14 protein-coding genes are annotated in these 24,423 nt (G+C 47.8%); 8 read left to right on the top strand and 6 right to left on the bottom strand.

The annotated features are described in order from the left end of the window. Window positions 1-19: 19 nt before the first annotated feature. Window positions 20-439 carry a hypothetical protein gene (locus NDI48_01860; GenBank protein MEP0829946.1) on the bottom strand — a complete coding sequence of 140 codons (420 nt, stop codon included), beginning with the start codon at window positions 437-439 and terminating at the stop codon, window positions 20-22. Between the two features lie 49 nt (window positions 440-488). Next, on the bottom strand, window positions 489-2,180 hold the full coding sequence (locus NDI48_01855; GenBank protein MEP0829945.1) for a CTP synthase: 1,692 nt from the start codon (window positions 2,178-2,180) through the stop codon (window positions 489-491). A 379-nt stretch (window positions 2,181-2,559) separates the two neighbouring features. On the opposite strand from NDI48_01855, the gene NDI48_01850 reads away from it, so the two are divergent. The 4 genes from NDI48_01850 (at window position 2,560) to NDI48_01835 (ending at window position 7,264) form a co-directional block, all read left to right on the top strand. Continuing rightward, window positions 2,560-3,108 carry a pyridoxamine 5'-phosphate oxidase family protein gene (locus NDI48_01850; protein MEP0829944.1) on the top strand — a complete coding sequence of 183 codons (549 nt, stop codon included), beginning with the start codon at window positions 2,560-2,562 and terminating at the stop codon, window positions 3,106-3,108. Window positions 3,109-3,239: 131 nt separating this feature from the next. After that, window positions 3,240-4,991: an N-acetylmuramoyl-L-alanine amidase gene (locus tag NDI48_01845; protein MEP0829943.1), complete on the top strand. Its 1,752-nt coding sequence runs from the start codon at window positions 3,240-3,242 to the stop codon at window positions 4,989-4,991. Between the two features lie 60 nt (window positions 4,992-5,051). After that, on the top strand, window positions 5,052-6,020 hold the full coding sequence (locus NDI48_01840; GenBank protein MEP0829942.1) for an S-layer homology domain-containing protein: 969 nt from the start codon (window positions 5,052-5,054) through the stop codon (window positions 6,018-6,020). Between the two features lie 341 nt (window positions 6,021-6,361). Continuing rightward, window positions 6,362-7,264: a peptidoglycan-binding protein gene (locus NDI48_01835; protein ID MEP0829941.1), complete on the top strand. Its 903-nt coding sequence runs from the start codon at window positions 6,362-6,364 to the stop codon at window positions 7,262-7,264. Window positions 7,265-7,449: 185 nt separating this feature from the next. On the opposite strand, the gene NDI48_01830 is transcribed toward NDI48_01835, so the two are convergent. Then, window positions 7,450-9,558 (bottom strand): TIGR00300 family protein, encoded by a 2,109-nt coding sequence (locus tag NDI48_01830; protein MEP0829940.1) that lies wholly within the window; start codon window positions 9,556-9,558, stop codon window positions 7,450-7,452. A gap of 312 nt (window positions 9,559-9,870) precedes the next feature. Between NDI48_01830 and NDI48_01825 the strand changes: the two genes are divergently transcribed. Beyond that, window positions 9,871-10,683, top strand: coding sequence for a hypothetical protein (locus NDI48_01825; GenBank protein ID MEP0829939.1), 813 nt, complete (start codon window positions 9,871-9,873; stop codon window positions 10,681-10,683). Window positions 10,684-11,237: 554 nt separating this feature from the next. Beyond that, window positions 11,238-11,408, top strand: a complete 171-nt coding sequence (locus NDI48_01820) for a hypothetical protein (GenBank protein ID MEP0829938.1) — start codon at window positions 11,238-11,240, stop codon at window positions 11,406-11,408. Here the strand turns inward: NDI48_01820 and NDI48_01815 are convergent. The 3 genes from NDI48_01815 to NDI48_01805 all read right to left on the bottom strand — a co-directional run bounded on the left by NDI48_01815 (window position 11,405) and on the right by NDI48_01805 (window position 15,251). Next, window positions 11,405-13,534 carry a caspase family protein gene (locus NDI48_01815; protein MEP0829937.1) on the bottom strand — a complete coding sequence of 710 codons (2,130 nt, stop codon included), beginning with the start codon at window positions 13,532-13,534 and terminating at the stop codon, window positions 11,405-11,407. The genes NDI48_01820 and NDI48_01815 overlap by 4 nt on opposite strands. Before the next feature lie 338 nt (window positions 13,535-13,872). After that, window positions 13,873-14,496 carry a hypothetical protein gene (locus NDI48_01810; protein ID MEP0829936.1) on the bottom strand — a complete coding sequence of 208 codons (624 nt, stop codon included), beginning with the start codon at window positions 14,494-14,496 and terminating at the stop codon, window positions 13,873-13,875. Between the two features lie 173 nt (window positions 14,497-14,669). Then, window positions 14,670-15,251, bottom strand: a complete 582-nt coding sequence (locus tag NDI48_01805) for a general stress protein (protein MEP0829935.1) — start codon at window positions 15,249-15,251, stop codon at window positions 14,670-14,672. 484 nt (window positions 15,252-15,735) lie between these two features. On the opposite strand from NDI48_01805, the gene sbcC reads away from it, so the two are divergent. Both sbcC and NDI48_01795 read left to right on the top strand, forming a co-directional pair. After that, entirely contained in the window at window positions 15,736-18,756 is a 3,021-nt protein-coding gene (sbcC, locus tag NDI48_01800) for an exonuclease subunit SbcC (protein MEP0829934.1), read from the top strand. A 914-nt stretch (window positions 18,757-19,670) separates the two neighbouring features. Then, window positions 19,671-24,242, top strand: a complete 4,572-nt coding sequence (locus NDI48_01795) for a PAS domain S-box protein (protein MEP0829933.1) — start codon at window positions 19,671-19,673, stop codon at window positions 24,240-24,242. Window positions 24,243-24,423: the final 181 nt, after the last annotated feature.

The following is a 24,423-nucleotide window of genomic DNA, read 5'->3' as shown; positions in this document are numbered from 1 at the left end:
CCCTCCCCCCTCCACTCCCCTAAGGCAGCATATGCCCCGTCTTGCGAGCAATAAAGTCTATCAGCTTTTGATAAGCATCCGGGTCTTTTTGCTCATTAATCACGATGGGAATCGAACTGTCGGGTAACCAAAACGTAATCCGGTTGGCAGGAGTGTAACAAAAACTACTAATACGATTGAGGTCGATTACATAGTCATTTCGCTCGTAACTCAAATGAATCCACGAACTTGACAGGGAATGAGCGGATACCTGTTGAATGTAGTCCAGAACTTGTTGATAACCCTCTGGATTACTCTGCTGGTTGATGATAATGGGCACAGCACTATTGGGCAACCAGAAGGTTATCTTGCCATTGGGAGCGCAGGCAAATGCACTGAGACGATCAAGATCGACAACGTATTCATTCCGATCGTAAGTCACTTTGATCCAGTACGCCACACAACCTCCTCTCTCAAATGGCGAGTTCTGGCACTACACACGTTTTGGCTCAACTCGGTGTCACAGTAGACAGGGGTGAGGATACCTCGGCGGGAGATGGCTCACTTGAGGTAACGCTGGGCGCTGCGATTGGTGCTTCGCCATGGGCGGCGCGTCCAGAAGCTTGGACAAACCCTTGAAACAACGGATGAGGTGCACTCGGACGAGAACTAAACTCTGGGTGAAATTGAGTGGCAATAAAGAAAGGATGTTCAGGGAGTTCAATCATTTCTACCAGACGACCATCTGGAGATGTTCCACTAATCGCATAGCCTGTATCCAAAAACAGGTTGCGGTAAGCATTATTAAATTCATAACGGTGCCGATGGCGTTCGTAAATGACCTCTTCTTTGTACAACATCAACGCCAGAGTATGGGGAGTCAGGCGGCAAGGATACAATCCTAACCGCATGGTGCCTCCCAAATCTACAACATCCTGTTGTTCCGGCAACAGATTAATCACTGGATTGGGAGCGTGAGGGGCAAACTCGGCACTATTGGCATCCTCTAGTTTGGCAACGTTCTGTGCCCATTCGATTACAGCACACTGCATTCCCAGACATAAGCCTAAGAAAGGAATCTTATTTTCACGGGCGTATCGAATCGCGGCAATCTTGCCCTCAACACCGCGACAGCCAAAACCCCCTGGCACCAGAATGCCGTTCACACCCGCGAGGAAGTGTTCTGCACCATAAGCTTCAATATCTTCCGAGTTCACCCAGCGCACGTTGAGCTCACTTCCCATGGCGATCGCGGCATGACGCAGCGCTTCCACGACAGAGAGATAGGCATCATTGAGCCGGATATACTTCCCGACTAGAGCAATTTCAATCTCGTGGGTGGGGCAATACAAGCGCTCAATGATCGTCTGCCATTGGCTTAAGTCGGGTTCGCGCTGTTGCATTTGCAACAGTTCCAGCGCTTGATGGGCTAATCCTTCTCGCTCTAAGTTAAGCGGCACTTCGTAGATACTGCTGGCATCCTGAGACGTAATCACTGACGCTACAGGGACATCACAAAATTCCGAGAGTTTCTCTTTTAACCCAGGCTGTAAAGGGCGATCGCATCGGCAAACCAACATATCCGGTTGAATGCCTATAGAACGCAATTCCTTCACCGAGTGCTGAGTCGGCTTGGTTTTCATCTCACCGGCTGCCGGAATCCAGGGCAACAAAGTCACATGCATATACAGCACATTATTCCGCCCCACATCCTTACGGAACTGACGAATCGCCTCTAAAAACGGCAGCGACTCAATATCACCCACCGTCCCGCCAATTTCCGTAATTACCACATCCGGATTCGTATTTTTGGCAACTCGGTGGATGCGCTCTTTAATTTCATTAGTAATATGGGGAATGACTTGCACGGTACCCCCTTTATAATCCCCCCGACGCTCTTTATTAATCACCGCCTGATAAATCGAGCCTGTGGTGACGCTGTTGAGGCGCGACATCAAGGTATCCGTAAACCGTTCATAGTGCCCCAAGTCCAAATCCGTCTCAGCCCCATCAGCCGTCACAAACACCTCTCCGTGTTGAAAAGGACTCATTGTGCCCGGATCGACGTTAATATATGGGTCTAACTTGAGAATCGAGACAGAATAGTCACGAGATTTTAGCAGACGCCCTAAGCTAGCCGCGACAATTCCCTTGCCGATGCTAGAGACGACACCGCCGGTGACAAAGACAAACTTAGTCATAAAATTTTTAAGAACACAGACTTGTAGAGAATACCCCCGTCAATTGTGCCACACTCTTCAAAAGTTGTTGGCAGCCACGGGAATGCGTAAAGTCCCATGAATGGAACAAACTTACCATCTTAGCCTTTCTGGCCTGGATTGGGGAATTTAATCCCTTGCTGGCTAACTCTTGCCCATAAACTAGATTCTGCTACGACAGTGCTGCCGTTTCCTAGCATAAAATCTACAGCTTAGAGACTCTATTTTTCCTGATGTACTCATCACCGTACTCCACCCAGTTTAAGTTTATGTTCACCTAACAACTAAGTTCTGATAAATCTCTATTTTAACGCTAAAAACTTGCCTCTTTTTTAGACAAAAAATGCTTTTAAAAGGTTGAATGATGGCTAAATTTTACACCGCAATTCCTGCTTCCTTACAAGATTTTATTAAAGAGCAAAAAATATTTTTCACCGCAACCGCCCCTGAGCAAGGTCGCATTAACTTATCCCCCAAAGGAATCGATACCTTCCGCTGCATTGATCATCAGACAGTCGCTTATCTGGACTTGACTGGTAGTGGTAATGAAACGGCTGCTCACTTAATTGAAAATGGTCGCATCACGATTATGTTTTGTAGCTTTTCAGAGCAGCCCATGATTTTACGCCTTTATGGTCAAGGTAGGGTAATTCATCCCAGAGATCAGGAATGGCAAACCGTCTCACCCCTATTTGATTCTTTACCTGGAAAGCGTCAAATTATTATGATTAACGTTGAATTGGTACAAACGTCTTGTGGTTACGGCGTGCCAATTTATGAATTTCAAGAAGAACGCCAGAAGATTATCGACTGGGCAACTAAAAAAGGAGAACAGGGGATTAAAGAATATTGGGAAGCAAAAAATCTGAAAAGTATTGATGGTTTGCCAACACAACTCTTGGACGATTGAGAAGAGTATTGATAGACCACACCAGCGTACCCTATCGGCTCAATGATAAAATATCCCAAAATATCGATATAATTTTTAACTCAACAACCGATAAACTCAAGCTGAGTAGTAGAAAATAACTGGAATTGAGCATGAGATACGTTTTGGGATTGGCTCTGCTAGGAACAGTGATTGCGTCTCCCGTTTGGGCAGAACAACCCCTTTCTGTTGTCTATCCCCCACCCAACCATAAAACAACAGCCGATCGCATCTTTTTTATTGGCACAGCACCCCCATCAGGAGAGGTGCTAGTGAATGGTAAAGCGATCGCACGGAGTTCGGCAGGGCATTTTGCTCCCAGTTTCCCCTTACAACTGGGGGAGAACCAATTTACATTGCGCCATAAAAACCAGCAAGTCCAAATCAACGTTACCCGGACATCGACACAAGCCACTCTACCCACCGGTTTAGAGTTTGCCAAAGATTCCCTCACACCTGCCGTGGATATTTCCACAATGCCAGGAGAGTTGGTTTGTTTTGGCGCAGTCGCACCCGCCAACTCCACCGTCTCCGTTAAGCTAGCCAATCAAACTATTCCTTTACTGGCTCAATCCCCAGAGGTTGAACTTCCCCCCAATTCAGCCGCATTAACGCAAGCCAATCAACCCACTCCCGCAGGTGGGGGGGTAGGAAAATATCAGGGTTGTGCCACAGCCGAAGCACCTGCTGAGTTGGGTACACCCCAATTCCAGTTAACCCTCAACGGTCAAACCATATCCCAAACCGGTGCAGGAAAAATTTCCATACTATCTCCAGCCAAGCTAGAAGTCGCAGAAGTCATCGCTGATGCAGGCGTTGCCCGAACTGGCCCAAGTACCGACCATTCTCGCCTGACACCCCTGCCTAAAGGGACGAGGGCAACCGTTAGCGGACGAGAAGGAGAGTGGGTAAGACTCGATTATGGCGCTTGGATTAAAGCCTCAGAAGTGCGTGTTGTTCCGGGTGCTGTCCCTGTGCGATCGCTCATTCGCAGTATCCGTTCTCGTCAACTTGAGGGTGCAACAGAAATCTACTTCCCCTTACAAGCGCCAGTCCCCATGAGCGTTCAGCAAGGCAGTAGCACCTTGACCCTCAATTTATACAACACGACAGCCCAAACCGATATCATTCGCCTTAATGATGACCCCCTAATTTCTCGCCTCGACTGGCAACAAACGGCACCCGGACAGGTGCAATATACCTTTAACCTCAAATCTTCCCAACAATGGGGTTACAGCCTGAGATACGAAGGAACAACCCTAGTATTATCTCTGCGTCACCCGCCCAAAGTCTCTTCCGGTCGAAAGCCCTTAACTGGAGTCAAAATTCTCCTCGATCCGGGACATGGTGGTGCTGAAAGCGGTGCACTTGGGCCAACCCGCTATCCAGAAAAAGCCGTTAACCTCGCCGTTTCTAAATTATTACAACAAGAGCTTGTGGCACGAGGGGCGACGGTGTATATGACGCGGGAAGAGGATAAGGATGTTTCACTCCAAGATCGGGTGGCAATGATTGACAAACTCAAACCTGCGATCGCAATTTCCGTTCATTACAATTCCCTACCCGATAACGGTGATGCTGAGAAGACTCAGGGAATCGGCACCTTTTGGTACAACACCCAAGCTCACAGCCTTGCCGTATTTTTGCACAACTATCTCGTGAAAAAACTGGAGCGTCCTTCTTATGGAGTGTTTTGGGACAACTTAGCACTCACTCGTCCGGCAACAACTCCATCCGTACTACTGGAATTGGGATTTATGAGCAGTCCAGTAGAATTTGAATGGGTTACAAATCCCAAGGAACAACCTAAATTAGCCCGTGCGATCGCCGATGGTATAACTGAATGGTTTTTCTCTAGAAAATGAGTTACAGACGTTGGGAGATAGAAGCGGTTAATCTGGAGAGAAATAGTATGTTAACACTCTATGTCTAAGCTTTCTCCTCCTGATCCACCTCCTCTAAAGTTGGATAATTGCATTACAGTTTTTGTGGCTTTTACGGCGATCAATGGCTTGTTATATGCTTGGGCAGCGAATAAACAAAATGACCTACTCAGCCTGAAAAAATTAGGAGTTTCACCACCTTCACCACAACCCAAGTCTGCGCCAGAGGGAGTAGCGATATCAAAACCAACCACTACTGCTCCTGAATCGTCTCCCCTGCCATTGAGGGAACCTCTAAGCACTGATGCTCCTGAGACCTCATCGGCTCTAAGCCGTAGCCGTTTAAGCCAACAGGGACCTAAGCCTGAATCGACAGCGTCGGATCTAGATACTAATCGCTCAAAACCAAAACCCGCTGCTCCTAGCCCAACATCTGTTGTGGAATTTTCTGATGTCCCCGATAGCTCTTGGGCGAGTCGTTTTATTAAATCGCTCAATCAGCGTCAGATGATTGCAGGCTTGCCGGATGGCAGTTTTCGACCGAATAAGTTTGCGACACGGGGAGAATTCGCTACCCTGCTACAAAAAGTATTGAATAAGGAAAATAGACAAACTGCAATAAAGTTTAAGGACTTACCAGCTGATTACTGGGCTGAGGATGCGATTAAAGAAGTTTCCCAAACGGGTCTTTTAAAAGGATATCCAGCCCAAGATTTCCGCCCGGATCAACCGATTACTCGTGCGGAAGTTTTGGTGGCTCTTGCTACAGCCTTGAAGCTTAAAACCCCATCAGTACCCGTCAAATCGTTACAAGCTTTTCAAGATAGCGACCAAGTTCTGAATTATGCCCTGGCTAAAGTAGCAGCGGCAAAAGAAGCGGGTCTGGTTGCTGGCTACCCTAAAGATAAAATATTGATACCCAATAAACCGGCGACTCGTGCTGAGATGGCTGCGATGGTTTATCAAGCCTTAGCGATTTCAGGAAATGGAGAAAAAATCGCCTCTCGGTAGCCGCTTGCGGCTTGACGGAAGAGGAGCAGCAGAGTCGGGAAGGGAGATTTTGGCGCGTCCCTTATTCGACTTGGGTACAAAAGTTTCCACAGGTTGAGCAACAGAGATAAAGAACTTTTGTGTAGAAATCGAGTCTTTTTTTACAATTGTCCTCTATCTTAAGAAAGAAATTTTCTAGAGATCCTGATGGGGGCAAAAAATATTGAAAAACTGTTATCCCTGCTGTCAAGAGTAGTTTTACCGTTTTTAATCAATGTTGCCAAAAACCCTAAAATAATATCAGGAATTTTGCCAAAAGGAAATTACTTCTATTAACCTTATTCTTCCTGAATCCAAGACTCATGAACCTTTACGAATTCTCTAACAAAAAGCTTGAATACAGTATAGACGCGATCTCAGCAGATCTAGAATTAGCGAAACATATTCAAGATGTTTTAATTTGGCTGAAACTCCTCAATCCTCCATCGGATGGCAAGTTTGGTCCCATTTCTGCTGCTGCACTCAAAGAGTTTCAGAAAATCATGAAGTGCGAAGAAGACCACTTCTTAGGACCCAAGACGGCTAAAGCATTGGTTTCAACCAAACCCGAAGACCTGCCGAAGCCCGCTCTTAAACTCGACAATGACTTACCTAGCCGCATCATTAAGTACATGCAGAAAAAGGGCTACCCATTTTCCACCGGAGCTGGAGAGTACAACATCATTTATGTGGAGGGAATGGACGCCGATGGCACCCCTAATTCCGATCAGCCTAACTACTTTAACGACCGTCGGTTCGTGATCGAAATTGTCAATGGAAAACCGAAAATAGTCGGCAACTGGGAAGCCACAACTGAACCGGGTTTGTATTATACTTACAATCCGATTAACAAAGGCAAAGGTGCTGCCCGGATTGCATTTGGACAATATAAATCTTGGAAAGTAGGTACTCATTACGGCGGCGGTGCAGACCCCCACGAAGCTTTAGTTCAAGCCGCCCCAATCACGGTACATAGGGATTTTAACAAAGACCTAAAACGCACAGGCGATAAGCTCGATACGGGCTTCTTCGATGTTAATCAGCACTGGGGGTTTGACTTACCCCGCAACAACATTAGCTTTGCTAGCGCTGGCTGTCTGGTGGGACGCACTCGCGACGGTCATCGGGAATTCATGAAGCTAATCAAGCAGGACAAGCGTTACCAAATGAATAAAGACTACCTCTTCCTGACGACCATTATTCCAGGCAATGAGTTAGAAAAATAATCTCGATCACTTCTTGAATATTTCTAGTTGTTAGTCGGGTGGGTTACGGCTGCGCCTAACCCACCCGATGCATGTTATTCCATCTATATGGATGCGTTACGCTTACGATCACGCTACAAATTCACAGGTCACGAGAATCAAAATAAAGCCCACTATCATAAAGCAGGCTTTAGTTTCACCAACCTCTAGACCATGGCCTGATAAGGACTCGTCAATTTATCGAGTTGCTGTACCAACAGACTGAGGAATAAGCCGACATCTGTGACGACGCCGACGGATTCCACAGAACCGCGATCGCTCAATTTTGTGACCACCGATGGGTTGATATCCACACACACCATCTTCACGCCCGCAGGCGTCATATTTCCCACACCAATCGAGTGCAGCATACTGGAGAGCATCAAAATCATGTCTGCCCCTTCCAACTGCTTGGCATACTCGGTTTGAGCTTTAATTAAATCCATCTCGGTATCCGGCAGGGGGCCATCATCGCGGATCGAACCGGCGAGAGCGAAGGGCACATTGTTGTTTATACATTCATACATCACGCCTTTTGTCAATATCCCCTGTTCTACGGCGGCGGCAATATTGCCACAGCGACGGATTAGGTTAATCACTTTCAGATGGTGCCGATGTCCACCTCGAACCGGAACTCCGCGTTTCATATCCACGCCGAGAGAGGTTCCCATCAGGGATTGCTCAATGTCGTGAACTGCGATCGCATTTCCTCCCAAAAGCGCCTGCACATAACCTTCCCGAATCAGACGCGCTAGGTGCTGACTTCCACCCGTATGAATCACCACCGGCCCGGCTGTTACAACGACCTTACCACCCCGATCGCGCAGTTGACGCAATTCCCAAGCAATTTGCTCAACCACCAATTCCACCCGACGTTCGCTGGAAACACCGGACGCCATAAAGCTAAATTCCTGGGTGTTGCGCTGTTCGCGAGATTCCGTCTTGCGTACTGTGCGAATCCCTTCCACCCCGACAATCACATGTTCACCCACTTTTAAATCCCGCAACAGTTTGCAGTGAGCCACTGAGCCGTCGGAGGTATGGGTAACGGCGATCGCGCCATCCATGCGCTGATTGTGTACCTTAATCCACTTCCCATTAACCCGCACTTCTGTCGGATAGATCGTCGTGACATAAAAATCATCCGGAGCCACACCATCTTGGATCACAGGTTCCAGATTCGTATCACACACCTCTTGGGGCGGAGTCACTGCACCCAAATCGATCAGCAGGGTCATCATCTCTTCCATCAAATCATGGGAAGGAGCCGATACCCTGACCTCTGCACTGGAGGTACTTTGCCGCTGTTCTCCCAGATTGAAGTTGAGAACTTGGAAACTGCCCCCATTTTCTACAATCAAATCCAGCGCCCTGCTGATCAGGCCAGAATCGAGTAAATGTCCCTCCATCCGCACGACGCGGCTTTCCACGGCTGTATTGGCATGGACTTCGGTGCGAACCGGTTCAGTAACTCGCAGCGTCAGGCACTTCGCTGCACCACCTGCTTTCAAAAATTCGGTGAGGGGTGTTTCAACGACTTCAAATCCAAGGGCGGTGAGACGCTTTTTCAAGTCCTCACTGGCTTTATTCATCACCACCACTTGGTCGATATTCACCGCATTGCAGGCGAAGTTCACCGCATCTGGCTCCTCCAAGGCAATCCGTTTTTCAGGTGCCACCCGCATTTCAATCAAGCGGTTGGAGTAGGCGTCGAAGGCGGGGGGGTAGTAGAGTAAATACCCACCCGTGAGGGGACAGAAGCAGGTATCGAGGTGATAGAACCGTTCATCGGCTAACCGTAGCGATACCACTTCGATGTCGAGCCATTTGGCTAGGTAAGGGTGGGAGTCGAGTTCGGAACGGAAGCCATAACCCGCCCATAGCCAGCGCCCTTCTCGGTCGAGTAACGCATCCCCCGCCCCTTCAAAGGGGAGGTCTTTCGGGAGTTCATGGACAGTGTAACCTTGGCTTTCAAACCACTGTTTAAAGTAAGGTTCCTCACCCTGACGCTCTTTGTGGAGGAAGCGGCTGAGGACTACCGTCTTACCCAAAACTAAACCGGCATTGGCTGTAAATACCATATCCGGCCAACCGGGTTGAGGTTCAACCAGATCGACGAGTGCACGGTCTTTCAGGGCATAATGAAGCTTTTGCCACTGTTCAACAGCGCGATCGCGCGAAGACTTGTGTATATTGCCCTCCATCCATGGATTAATCACATAATCCACGTCGTAGTGTTGGGGGGAGCACATGAGAAAGCGAATCGAATCAGTCATAATGGGTTTTAAGCTGAGGTGGATGCTGAAAAGGCGAGAAATCCCCTTTCTACAAGCGAACGCGAAAGGCAATATAGCCACTGCAAGAGCCACTCCTTATCGTTTTCTCCAGGAGTGGGCGGCTGGCTAAGAGAAATACCAAATGTCTATTTTACCGTCCTAGGAGAAATTAGAAGGCTTATTCTGAACAATTTTTAAGGAATGACAGAAAATCTCTGGAGTCTGCGCCAAGGCTTGTGTATACACCGATGTTAGAGTCTAGGGAGATTTTTTCTGGGCTTGATTATTATTTTATTCAGGGAGTGAAGATTGATGAATAAAAAGATTCTTATTTCAGGTTCTTTATTAGCTTTTTTATTAACTGGGTATGCATCTATTCAAAGTGTTCAAGCTAAGCCAAGTCTTTTAATCGCTCAATCAATCTGGAAGCCATTCTCTTCAACAGAAGGCGGATTTAGAGTCTTGATGCCTGGGACACCCACTCAAGAGCGGAGAACGACTAAAACTCAAATAGGTGCTTTCCCGACCAATACATTTACTGTTATTCGAGATCAAGAAGCGGGTTATGTCGTCGGTTATTTAGATTTCCCGAAAAATCTCTCTTTAAATTCTCGAAATCAAAACCAGTACCTAACGGCGGTCGCCACTGGATTTGCCCAGGGTGCTGGAGGACGGCTCGTGAGTCAACGAAATATTCGTTTACGGAATTTACCCGGTAAGGAAATTCGACTGCAATTTGAGCAAGGGGTTATTGGTAGAGGCAGAATGTTTTTGGACAACAAACGTTTGTATGTCGCCCTAGCCATTACAGATAAGGAAAGCAGTTTAACCAAAAGTATTCAAGGATTTTTAGATTCGTTCCAACTCGTTAATCGTTCCACCGGTTCCGGAAAACCCGCACCCCCGAAACCCACCATTGATGAACTCAATGGAGATTTGAAACAAGCTGTTTGTGGTCAAAACTGGCCTCAAGCTCTTAAAGTCATTGATCAAATGATTGCGATCGCGCCTTCTCCAGAAGCCCGCGACCAGTTGGTAACTTATCGAACTCAAGTACAAGGGCTTGCCAATTCTGGGTCACAGATTCCTCCGGAGTCGCTTCCTGGTTGTACCCCTAGCAGCTAAAGATTTTCGCCCTAAATATTGATTTTACCGGAAGTTTCCCTTTAGGGAAACTTCCGGTTTTCTTCAACATTTGAGACTAAATACAAAGCTATACAAATTCTCAGGTGCTTGATTCTAGCGATTAGCTCATTCATCTCAGCAATGAGCTGTTCAGTGTCGCGGTAATTATCCCTACCCTCAGTCGAGAGTTGAGTTGTAGGTTCTTTTTGCATACTGACGACCTGAATTCCATTGATTGTCCCCAAGATTGTGACAAATTTTTATCTATGCAAAGTTCTCCCTAAGGGATTAGATTAATGTATAAATTTTTGGTATCTGCTAATACTTTTTACCCCTTTGTATATAGTCGGCCGCTCCATCGAGTCCCAGAGGTCATGAGCGCTCGCCAAAGTTTGGCCGACCACTACCTAAAGACATATATCTTTAGTCATATCAGTCAACCCGTTCAATGTTAAGAGTTTATAAAGGATACTTACTCATCTATCCTAAGAAAGAACTTGTAGAGCTCGGTGTCAGTAAGAATTGAACCAAGATGTTGACTTGAAAATTTTGATGTGAATAGTAGACGCAAAGCAAATAAAGGTAACCCAACGATTTGGTTGAGCATTGATCCGATGACCATTAAGCAAAGAATCGATACGATTACTGAGCGTCTGGAAAGGGTGCGACGCAAGTTTGAGTCTAAGGTTGAAGCGGGTTACTCTAATAACCAAAAAGAAGATTAATTCCTATTCCTCTTTGTAGCAAGGCAAGCCTCCATTTCTCTCTCGCTGGCGCTGGATATAACATCTGGGTGCGCCCAAGCTAATTTGCCACTGGAAAGTTTCACTTGTATCCAGCCCTGATCAGTTCGCTTGTCCGTTACGGGCAGGGCTCCCTTGAAGGATTCAATCACCTCACTCTCAAGTGAAACCGGATGAGAGCGGAGATTGCCATTCACAAATATCATGCAATCTTGGCTTTTTGGCGATGGAGAAGGCGTCGGATTCGTGTTTGGCTGAGAATTTTTCCCGGTTGGAGCTGAATCAGAGGAAGAGCCAGCCGATGAAGAGGCTCTATCTACCTGATTAGCAGGAGATGTTACTGGATTGCGGCTGGAGATACCAATGGCTAAAGCGACGGTAATTAAAACCCCTGCAATTGCCAGGGGAAGCAGGAATTTATTAGGAAAAGGAGAGGCAGAGGGAGAGTTAGTGGCTGACTCTGCTGAATTTGATGATAAATTTCCGGCAGGCGTTGGGGGAGTGGGTTCTACAGCAACAAGACGAGTGGAGTGTTGCAGCACCGTCTTCTGTCCGGAAGATGCCAGCGTGGGCTGAGTGTCGCTATGGGCGGGAGTTAACGGCTCCGCCTCATCTTCAGCTTCAGGCATTACGGGAGTGGGTTCTACAGCAACAAGACGAGTGGAGTGTTGCAGCACCGTCTTCTGTCCGGAAGATGCCAGCGTGGGCTGGCTGTCGCTATGGGCTGGAGTTAACTTATCCACCTCATCTTCAGCTTCAGGCATTACGGGAGTGGGTTCTACAGCAACAAGACGAGTGGAGTGTTGCAGCACCGTCTTCTGTCCGGAAGATGCCAGCGTGGGCTGAGTGTCGCTATGGGCTGGAGTTAATGGCTCCGCCTCATCTTCAGCTTCAGGCATTGCGGGAGTGGGTTCTACAGCAACAAGACGAGTGGAGTGTTGCAGCACCGTCTTCTGTCCGGAAGATGCCAGCGTGGGCTGGCTGTCGCTATGGGCGGGAGTTAACTTATCCACCTCATCTTCAGCTTCGTGGAGACGGGCTAGCCTCGAACTCATTTGCTCTTCAATTGGCGCGACATCTTGCTGTCTAAGCCCTAAACACTGTTGAACAATCTTTAAATGTTTGCGCTCTGGAGTTGCCAAGGGGTAGTCATAGCTAATCACTTTCGCCAACTCCCGCTTATATTGCTGCAACTTTTCTTGGTACTCGTGATCAGGTTTGAGGACTTCAGCTTCGATAACGCTACACTCTTGAGAAGTAAGGCGTAAACTCTGAGCCAGTTTATCCAAGCTAGAGCGACCCGTGAGAGCAATTTTTCCCTCACTAACCCAACTATTTACGGCTCTGCGGTACTTGAGATTCGGGTCATCAAGGGGTGCTTTGAACAGTACCATCTTCTCTCCACCTTCAGTGGAATAAAACTCTGGTTTCAGGAGGGGAGCTGCGATTTGAGTTCTTTGGGTAGCGTACTCATGTAACTCACGCACTGAAATCGAGCCTTCATGATTGAGATCTGCGGCTCCTGTTTTAATTCCCTCGACTAAGTAACGTGTATAGATGGAGTGGGGATAGTCTCTCGGCTCCGAGATCTCCTGAATCGGAGTGAAACAGGCGAGAATGGATTGTCTGTTACCACCCAATAAAGATTTGATCTCTAGCGTCTGCTCCTCAAGGGTTGCCGTTTCTGGGGCAGATACCAAGTTCAAACAACAATCTAGGATGACGATATGGTGTTGACAAGGGCTATGGCTGATCAAGTCATGCACAAAACTGATAGGAATAGCGCTGACTCTAATCAGTTCCGCTCGAGGACTTTTGGGAGTGATGGCTGTTGCCAAGTAAAGCTTACCGCTATCATCCCAAACAATATGACCGGAAAAAAATAGCAGTACTACGTCATCTTGAGTACGGCCTGAAAACAAGGTTTCTAGAGCCTCTCGCATCACGGGGGGATTAGGATTTGACAGGTGTTTCACTTCGTCAAAACCGCCCATTGTTAAAGGCTGCAAAACTTGCTGCACCGCCTCGACATCTTTCACTGCGTCAGGGAGTGGGTGTAAACCAGACCCATACTCACCGACCCCAATCAGGAGTGCTACCTTGACCATTGTTAATTTCCTACGTTGCTATGAATTCTTGTGCGTCCAAGTCTGGATAATTCAAGACCGTTGTGAACTTAAATGTTGGATGCACCGACTGTCTTAGCCCCTGGAAAGTGATCGAGAGTGTATTACGCTGATTCCAATTCCATACTCAGGTATTTCCCTTGTCCCTCTGTTATATCCTGTTAAAAAGGCAAGCATCCACCCACAGCTTTCCATAGGGGAATCACCATGCGCGATATCTGGGTATGGAATGTCAGGTTTATGAAGATATCAACAAATGCCTGAAGACTCCGCCCTGCTACACGAGGACGGAGTCTTGAATAATCTAGACTTGGCAACAGTTACGACGTTGCAGTCTTTTTGCCATTTTTAGCATCCTTGGGCGGTGCCTGGGATTCTTGGGAGGTGACTTGAGCCTCTGACTCATTCATCTGAGACTCACTGTTTTTGGAGTCTTTGGGGAGCATGGGTGCTAAAAGTTCCCACGCTTGCTCGGCGGTAGGCAGAAATTTATCATGAGCGGCTCTGGCTTCGGCAAACTTAATTAAAGTTTTGGAAAAGTTTTTATCCATTGCCTGCTGCATCTGTTCTGGTGTCAGTGGTTCTGGAGAAAATAACGCCTCAATCACAGGGCGTAATTCTGCTGCGCCTTTATAAGCATCTTCCAAGGAACCCCTTAAACTAGCTAAAGTGGCGATCGCTTTAACGGCCTGAATCACCTCTGGTTCATTATCCTCTGAAGAGTCAGTGGTGGGTGGCTCGACCATAATTAAATCCTCAGTGCTCAACCCATCGGCAAAGCTTTCTCGGTTCAGGGTCGCATCGTCTGGGTCATCCATGCGGCGTTGAATTTCTTCGAGGGCTTTTTGTCGAGTTTTATCATTGTCGGTTCGCCCTTGAACTTCAACAAATAGACCCAGTTCTCTTAAATCCTTGGTCGTATACTGTACTGTAGCTTTTGCCATGATTGTCGGTATTTTTTTGATCGTTTGGTATTCCCGTGCCGTGATTTTACAACGGGGACTTCCCACAGTACAGTTGTATTATTGTTGATTTAATGTTTAGCAACAAAGAGCCTGTCACTTTTTCTCCCAGCAACAGGCTACCCAGTAGGATTGCTATCAATTCTTAATCGACACTAAAGCACACCCGTTCGACCCGCACCCGGACCCATTGTTGTTGGTGCATCGGCATCATAAATACCCCAATCTAGAACCCCTCGATTATCTAGAATCGCTTCGGCTCTCAAGATGTCCTCGGCGGTGCTCTCTACGATAATCAGATAATCCCCTTGGGAAACTCGATCGCCATAATATTTAGCTTTATCTTCCGGAACTCCCCAACCAAGGAGTGCTCCCACAAGCGCACCACCAGCAGCACCAATGGCACCCCCTAAAAGAGTGTTAGCCAGAAGAACACCCGCTTCTGCAACAGGGCCGACTCCAGGAATGGCCAACAAACTCAAGCCGCCGATTAAACCAATTAAACCTCCCGTCACGGCACCGGCAGTTGCTCCGGCTTTGGTTCCGCCTTCAACTTGGTCTTCTTTGCCATCGCTCACACCAGCACCGCCAATTTGGTCATTGGGGTCTGCGTTTTTGACAATGACAGATACTTTATTCATGTCAAAACCAGCATCTCTGAGCTCAGTGAGCGCGTGTTCTGCATCGCGACGGTTAGAAAAAATGCCGACAGCCCGTTGGATTCGTCCTACAGTCATGCTTTCCTCCTTCTGGTTGAGCACACATGAGCCTGCAATCACGCAGAGTCATTTTTGTGCGCTTAGCTACCGTTTCATTTTGCTCATTGAGTTTGACAAATTCATCACTCTGTAGCAGTAAGCGAGTCTCTGTCATTAGAGAGGTGAATTTCTCCTCAGCGACGCTCATTCAATCCCATCACTGGGTTCGCGGTTGAGGGATCATCGGGTTGAGCGGTGAATGGCACCGAATCAGAGCCTTCAGAAAGGATCGATATTAATAAAGCTGCTTTCTTAAAATCCGTCCTTCTATAAACTCAGGCGGAGGACTTCGTTTTCTATCCGCGAATTGTATCCGCCAGTCAGTGAGACTCTCAGGGGATTATTAATAATTGTAAAGTTAAAGACGCAAGGGCTAGAAAGCTCATTATTACGTAGATAAACTAGGCAAGGTGCAGATGTACTCATCATTTCTCATGACAAAGTGTGAGGCATTAAAGCCTGAATGATTCCGCTACAACTAACATTAAAAAATTTCCTCAGTTACCGCGATGCCATTCTAGACTTTCGCGGTCTGCATACAGCTTGTATCTGCGGGCCGAATGGCGCGGGGAAATCTTCCCTTCTCGAAGCGATTACCTGGGTGATTTGGGGGCAAAGCCGTGCTGAATCAGAAGATGATATCATCCACGCCGGCGCGAAAGATGTCCGGGTCGATTTCATCTTTCAAAACAACCAGCAAACCCATCGCATTATTCGCACTCGCCACCGGGGACAAAGTAGTTCTCTAGAATTTCAAATTGAGACAGCAGGAGGCTTCCGCTCTTTAACCGAGAAAGGAGTCCGAGCCACCCAACAGTTAATTCTGTATCATCTAAAACTGGATTACGACACATTTATTAATTCGGCTTACCTGCGTCAAGGTCGAGCCGATGAATTCATGCTCAGGCGTCCGAGTGAACGTAAACAAATTCTGGCTGACTTACTGAAGCTCGACCAGTATGAAACATTGGCAGAGCAGGCTAAAGATTTATCCCGACAGTTTAAAGGTCAAGCGGAACAACTAGAGCAAAGTTTGCAGACCATTAAGCAACAGTTGGAACAACGAGACGAGACACTAGAACAACAAACTCTCCTCAAAGCGACTCTCCAACAACTGCAACAAGCCCAAGATATAGACCAAAAACAACTGCAACAACTGCAAGCCGTTGTAAGCCAACGCAGCACCTGGCAACAACAGTTGACCTTTGTGCGACAACAAGATCAGAATCTGAGTCAAGATTGCGATCGCCTCACTCAAGACATCGCCGCAACCGAAGCGCAACAACGGCAACTCGCCACCCTTCTGAGTCAAGAAGAGTCCATCAAAGCCGGTTATGCCCAATACATCAGCCTGCAACAGCAAGAAGAAATTTTCACAGCCAAATTTCAGGCTTACCAAGAAGCCCAACAGCAAAAACAACAACTACAACAACAGCTAACGCAACAAATTAACGAACTGAATTTAAAAATCCGCGACACACAAGCTCAACTCCAAGCCCTGCGCCCTCAAGAACAAGAAATTCAGGATGCACTCTCGCGTTCCGGGGAAGTATCCGCCGCCCTGGAGCAACTGAACCTGGCTCGCAAGCGCCTGGTTGAGTTGGATCATTTGCAACTGGAAGTCTCTCCCCTACTGCAACGCAGCACCTCACTGCAAACTGAACTGGATCGCGCCCAAGCTCGACTCAGTGCCAGATTAGAAGAACTGTATTCTTCTGAGAAACAGCTCAATGCACAAATTGCTGTCACTCCTGAGTTGCGACAAACCGTGCTACAAGTGGGTGCAGAAATTGGACAGCTCGAAAAAAAGCGTGTTTATCAACAGCGAGTGCAGGAGAAAGGACTCGAACGACGCCACTTTCAAGAACGCTTGCAGGAAAACCAACGCCGTTATGAGAAGCAGTTGGCAGAACTCACGCAAAAAATGGAGATGCTGCAAGTGCAGAATGCGGTTTGCCCCTTGTGCGATCGCCCTCTGGATGAAGCACACTCTCATCACGTCATTCAGAAAACCGTTAGCGAACACCAGGGCGTTCAAGAGCAATTTTGGCTGGTGCGAGAACAGCTAACTGTCTGCGAACGAGAATTACAGGTTCTCAGACATGAGTACGCCCAACTCTCGCAAGAACTGTCTCCTTATGAAAAATTACTGGAACAACGAGGACAATTGGAAGCCCGCTTGGAAGCGACAGACGAAGTTTATGATCGGCTGTATGAACTCTCCGAGGAAAAGGAACAACTGGAGCGATCGCTTCATGCGGGTGCTTACGCAGTCGAGTTACAGGCACAATTACAGCAAATCGAGGTTCAGTTACAGCAACTCAACTACAGTGAACAAACCCACGCCCTAGCACGCAGCGAGGTCGATCGTTGGCGCTGGGCAGAGATCAAGCAAGCTAAGCTGGAAGACGCGCTCAAACGTCGGCGTCAAATTGAGGACAAGAAGCCACAACTCCAAGCTCAGCTTGATGCCCTCCAGGCTTCAGTGCACGAGTTGCAAACGACTTCTGAACTCAAGCAGAAACTCGATGCCCTCGACCTGGATATGACACAAATCGGCTATAACTTAGCTGAACATAACGCCCTGCGAGCTTCGGTGCGTCAAGCCCAATCCTGGCAACTGCGTTATCAGGAAGTTATGTCTGCTCAGCAGCAATATCCCCAAGTTTGCCAACGTTTGCAAGCGCTGATGCAGACACTACAAGCACGACGCACTGAACAGGGTGAAACTAAATCGCAACTTGAGAATATTGTCAAGCAAATTGAACAGTATCCCGACGCCACGCCAGAAATTCAAGCCTTAGAGTTAGGGATGCAACAACGGCGACGACAACTCGATGAACATCTTGCTTTTCAGGGGCGTTTGCAACAGCAATTGACTCAATTGGAATCGCTCCAAACGCAATATGAGGATGAATACAAACAATTTCAAGAGCTGCAACGGCAATATCGCGTTCATCAGGAATTAGCGATCGCCTTTGGTAAGAATGGTATCCAAGCCCTGATGATTGAGAATATTTTGCCTCAATTGGAGGCAGAAGCCAACCACATTCTGGCACGACTGACAGGAAATCAATTACATATTCAATTTGTTACGCAACGAGCAGGGCGTAGGGCATCGAAGAAAACCACGAAACTAATTGATACCCTCGATATTCTGATTGCTGATGCGAATGGTACTCGACCTTATGAAACTTACTCTGGGGGGGAAGCGTTTCGGATTAACTTTTCCATTCGTCTTGCCTTAGCGCGACTGTTGGCACAACGAGCGGGGACATCGTTACAAATGTTAATTGTCGATGAGGGGTTTGGCACACAGGATGCGGAAGGATGCGATCGCTTGATTGCGGCGATCAATGCGATCTCGTCTGATTTCTCTTGTATTTTGACGGTAACGCATATGCCGCAGTTTAAAGAGGCGTTCCAGACGCGAATTGAAGTCCGCAAAACTGAGGGGGGTTCTCAATTAAGTCTGTCGATTTGACATACTCCCCCATGATCCGGGTGCCTGCCTCGGAGCTTTAGTAAGGAGGCATTGCCCCCTACTCCCCCATTCCTTTCACCTGACTGGTGGGGAACTTTCGCCGCCCTGCACTAGTCGCCGATCTGAAAGCCGCAAACCACAGTTATAATATGAGCCTTACGTAGTTTTTCTACATCTCACACACTGACCCACATGCACCACTCGAAAAAACCTTCGAGACCCGGATAGAGCTTACCAAACTCAGTAGGATTCCTGCTCAGATAATTCTCTGAATGTGATTTAATGTAGTACAGGAGTCCGTACAATTACGGTTATTTCATCTGTATTTGTAATACATATACTTTCCGTATCTTTACGGTGTATTTGCTACTTAAGCAACCTTTATGGTATTTATATAGCCCAACCCGAGGTGCAGCAGCCTCAAAGATGTTCAATAAATAGTAGCCAAGCTATTTTCCTATTTTCGCTACGGCAAGAGCTGAGTTGAACAATCACTTGCCAGAGTTGGGGTAACAGATTAGGGCATCTACTACTTAGGCGTTTTGATGTTTTCTTGCCTATTACGGTTGTTTCAAACACAACAACGAATCCTTTAGTGAGAGGAAAATCAATTTCCCCAGTAGCCATTTAAATCTTTCGTCATCCATCAGGAAGGCAGAAATAAAAAGTAGTGGCAAGCAAGAGAAGAAAAACTTGCTCATTGGGGTTCCAAGCCTATTGGAGGGCAACTGTTGAGGGATCTCAATTCCTGAACACACAGGCAAGTGCATAGCATTAAACGGCGAGGTGAGTACTAATACTCGGAGTGTAAATCTCCTAAAGATCTGGAATGGGGATCAAATATGCGAACGACTAGTACCAACAAGCTGCCCCTTCCCGAGCTAAAACTGGCGTATGGCATTACAGTAAGCATTGTGAACAGAGCATATGACTCCTCTGTTCAACGGGTAGAGCAATTCAGCAGCATTCCAGAAAAACGTGATTCTCGTTTCCACTGGCTGCTTGTTGGGAGTGTGAGCATTGGGAGTTTTATCTGGTTAATGCAATTGATCCCCCTAGAAGGATGGAGTATTCAGTGGGCTGGCTTCTCGACTGCCGTGCTAGTCGTACTGCTAACACTTGTATTCCGGCGTCGCAAGCGCCTTGCTGAGGCACAGGCAAAGTCCGTTACGAGGTCAGGCGAACTCGCCTTTGATGTGCCCCTAGAGAGCATTCAGCGCCTGCAAAAACAGAGTCAGGTACTCATGGCTCTGACCCAAGCGCAGACGCTCAACCGTGAAAATTTCCAAGCTATCATTGAGCAGATTTCAGCCTCGGCGGCTGATGCTCTTGAGGTAGAGCGCGTCAGCGTGTGGTTATATAACAAAGACCGCTCCCAGATGGAGTGTGTTGAGGTATATGACCAAAATACCGACTCCCATTCGCCAGGAAGTGCTTCACCCCACGAGAAGACAAAGGAACAGGAGGACAGAGGGAGAGGGGGCACTCTTCACGCTTCACCTCACCTCACCCCCTCTGAGGGGCGTCCAGCTTTACCCACTCGCCCTCTCACCCCCTCACCCCACCATCTCAAGCCAGTGGCGATTGCCAATCGCTTAGATGCCCCGATTTGGCTCCATGAAAAGATAGTTGGGGTTGTCTGCTACGAACATCTCACCGCAACCGCCCCATCGTGGACGCCACAAGATGAAAACTTTGCCAGTGCGATCGCCAATTTAGTTGCTATAGCCCTAGACGTGAAGCTAAAGCTGACGTCCAAGGAAAATTGCCAGAGTAGCTATCCCCTGAGCGTGACCGCTAGCGAATTAGGGATTCGCCATAGTGCAGCCATAGTATCACCAGAACTGCCTAAGGGTAACCGAGCCACGGCATCGAGTGCATTAACACCTCCCTTAGCAGAGCAGGATGCTCCCAAGCCTAAGGAATTAAAGCATCGCCAACAAGCGGCTGGTCCCGCCGACAGTCAAGCGAGTTACCGATTCGTCGCTCCCAACTCCAGCGAACTAATTTGCCAATATACATCCGAAGGTATTTTTTTATATGCTTCGTCCGCTTACTGCACGCTCCTAGAATACGCACCTGATCAGCTAATCGGACACTCGGTGTACGACTTTTGTCATTCTCAAGATGTAGCTGCGCTCCGAAAATCCCACGCCAACCTCCTGAACCAGGAAGCGAGCGAACGCCTCAACTACCGCATTCGTCGTCAAAACGGTGAATATGTCTGGTTGGAAACCACGAGCCACGCCATTCGTCATCCCAATACAGGAGCCGTGACAGAAATTGTAGCTCTTTCGCGTGATATTACCCAGCCCAAACAGACCGAAGAAGCGTTACGAGCCAGTGAACGCCAGCTCCAGAAACTAACGGCTAACGTTCCAGGCATCATTTTTGAATGTTTGCGGCGAGCGGATGGTTCGATGTCCTTCCTGTTTGTGAGTGGTGGTGTGCGCGAAATCTGCAACTTAGAGCCTAGAGAAATTCAGCAAAATCCTGAAGTACTAATTAATTTAATTCATGCCGATGACCGTCTCCGTTTCAATCGCTCTGTTGCTTGCTCCGCCAAGAGGCTACAACCTTGGAGATGGGAAGGGCGGATTATTCTAGCGTCCAGGCAAGTCAAATGGATTCAAGCCGCTTCCCGACCGGAATTACAAGCCAATGGCGATATCCTTTGGGATGGCGTTGTGATTGATATCTCGGAGCGCAAGCAAGCTGAAGCCATATTACATGAGAGCGAAGAGCGGTTTAGAGCCACCTTTGAGCAAGCGGATGTGGCGATTGCTCAAGTCGCAGCCAATGGTCAATTTCTGCGAGTCAACCCAAAACTGTGCGGCATCATCGGCTATAAGCGCAGAGAGTTACTCACCAAAACCCTGATAGAAATTACCCACCCAGAGGATCGCGTCGCCACTCAGGCTTACCTGAGCGAATTTTTTAACAACCAGAGGGAAACCCTGCACTTTGAGAAACGCTACGTCCACAAAACGGGTTCTTTGATTTGGGCGAGGGTGACGGTGTCCCTCGTGCGGGAACCGTCGGGAGTTCCCCAATATTGCATTAGCGTGATCGAAGACATCACGGAGCGTAAGCAAGCGGAAGCCGAGTTACACCGAGCTAACCGCGATCGGATCAATCTGTTAGAAAGCATTACTGAAGCCTTCTTTGCCGTTGATCGCGAGTGGCGATTCACCTACATCAACTCCAAAACTGAGCAATTTTTATCCCGCTGTGCTGAAGAATTATTAGGTCAGAGTCTTTGGGAAGTTTTTCCCTATGCCGTCGATTCCCAGTTTGAACAGCAGTATCGTCGAGCAGTTGCCGAGCAAACCAGCATCAAATTTGAGGAATTTTATCCCCCATTACAGCTATGGCTACAAGTACGTGCTTATCCTTACGAAGGGGGTTTATCGGTTTACTTTAGCGATATCACGGAACGGAAACAAGCAGAAGCAGGCTTGTTAAACCGCTCGCGTCTCTCCAGTCTCGCCGCCGAAGTGGGGATTGCCCTCGCCAATGGTGGAAGCTTACTGAGAATTCTCCAACTTTGCACCGAGGCCATGGTGCAACAACTTAACGCCAGCAGTGCGACGATATGGACATTAAATCCGGCCTCACAAAGGCTAGAACAGCAAGTCGCGACCGGTCAACATTTCCCTCTACAACCTGACCTGATCAATTTAGTTGCACAAACCCGTCAACTTTACTGGACTTCTGACGAGGCTGGGACTAATGTGTCCACCTCTTGTTCCCCATCCTCACTCTGCCCTCATTTTTCGGGATACCCCCTGGTGGTGGAAGACCGATTGATGGGCGTTATGGCGGTGTTAGGCAATCACCCCCTTTCCGAAGAAGCCCGTGATACGCTCAGTTGGGTTGCTAATGCGATCGCAATTGCTATTGATCGATATTGGGCACGCTCAGAACTCCTCACCCGTCGAGAATCCCTCCTATTTGGGTTAGCCAATCAAATCCGCAACTCCCTCGAACTGGATATCATCCTGGAAACCGCAGTCCAGTCCATTCGCAGCCTGTTTCAAATTGACAGATGCCACTTTTTGTGGTATATGCCCCATGAGAGTGAGCCGTATTGGGAGGTCGTCCATGAAGCCAGCAATCCCAACCTCAAAAGCCATATTGGTCGATACACCATGACTCAGGTGAGGCTGTCTGCGGAGCAACTGCTCAATCGGCAAATCATTCAAATTGATCAAGTCGAGACGTTCAGAAATCCTCGCTTGCGAAAGTTCTTACTCAACATGGGCTACACCTCAGTCTTATCCATACCGATTAAGACCTATGGCGGGGCGATTGGGGTGATTAGCTGCGGTCACTGTACGGGTTCACGCCCTTGGGATGAGAGCGAGGTAGAACTGCTACTGGCTGTTGTTGCCCAACTGGCAATTGCCCTCGATCAGGCCGAACTCTACGCCAAAGCTCGTCAAGCCGCGACTGAGGCTCAAGCCAAAGCCCAAGAGGTAGAACGTGCGCTTAATCAACTACGCATGACCCAAGCCCAGCTTGTGCAGAGCGAAAAAATGTCTAGCTTAGGACAACTCGTGGCTGGTGTGGCTCACGAAATTAACAACCCGATTAACTTCATTCACGGCAATCTTGCTTACGCTGGCGCTTATATTTACGACTTGCTCAACCTAGTACACCTTTATCAGGAACACTACCCCGTACCGCCTGTCGCCATTGCCGAGCAAGCTGAGGTGATTAACATCGACTTTATCGCCACCGACTTGCCTAAATTGCTGGGTTCCATGCAGCGGGGAACTGATCGTATCCGCTCCATCGTCCAGAGCTTGAGGAAATTCTCCAGGGCTGACGAAGCCGATATGAAGAAAGTTGACGTGCATGAAGGGATTGAAAGCACTTTATTGATTTTGCAACATCGGTTAAAGGCAAAAGGGAAACATCCGGAAATTACAATCTTCAAAGAATACGGTAGCCTGCCTCCCATAGAGTGCTATCCCGGAGAACTCAATCAAGTGTTTATGAACATTTTGATTAATGCCATTGAAGCGCTTAAACCGTTAGACATTGGCATTCAGCCACATTCCTCTCTATTTGTCCCTCATCCTTCGCCTACCATCACGATCCGTACCCGAATCTTAGAGTATTGTGAATCTCCTACTGTTACAGAAGACTCACCCGGTGCAATCGCCCAAAAGGCTTTACCAGAGGCAATCGCAGAGCATCCTACCTCTACTAGTTCCCAAACAGAAACCTTATCCCGGCAAAGCTCCCAAAGAGTCGTGATCCAAATTTCTGATAATGGCCCTGGCATGACCGATTCCGTCAAGGCCAAGTTATTCGATCCCTTCTTCACCACTAAACCCGTTGGACAAGGTAGCGGATTAGGATTATCCATTAGCTACCAAATTATCGTAGAACACCATCACGGAATTTTGACTTGTACTTCCACACCTGGACATGGGACTGAGTTTTGGATCGAAATCCCGATTCAGCAAGTTCTTTGATGAAACAATGATCATCGACCCAAAACGCCAAGCTCGTACCGTCAAAATTTAAAGGAATGGTAAATACATTGTTAATAACTCTAGATATTTTATAGCATTGACTTGTATGGCTCTGTATAGAGAAGGACAAAACTTGGCGACTAAGTCACGCACAATTTATTAATGAGTTAGAGAGTTTTCG

The sequence above is a fragment of the Microcoleus sp. AS-A8 genome (genome assembly GCA_039962225.1).
Taxonomy (GTDB): Bacteria; Cyanobacteriota; Cyanobacteriia; order Cyanobacteriales; family Coleofasciculaceae; genus Allocoleopsis.
The sequence above is the reverse complement of the archived record's forward strand: the minus strand, read 5'-3'. Positions and strand labels throughout refer to the sequence as shown.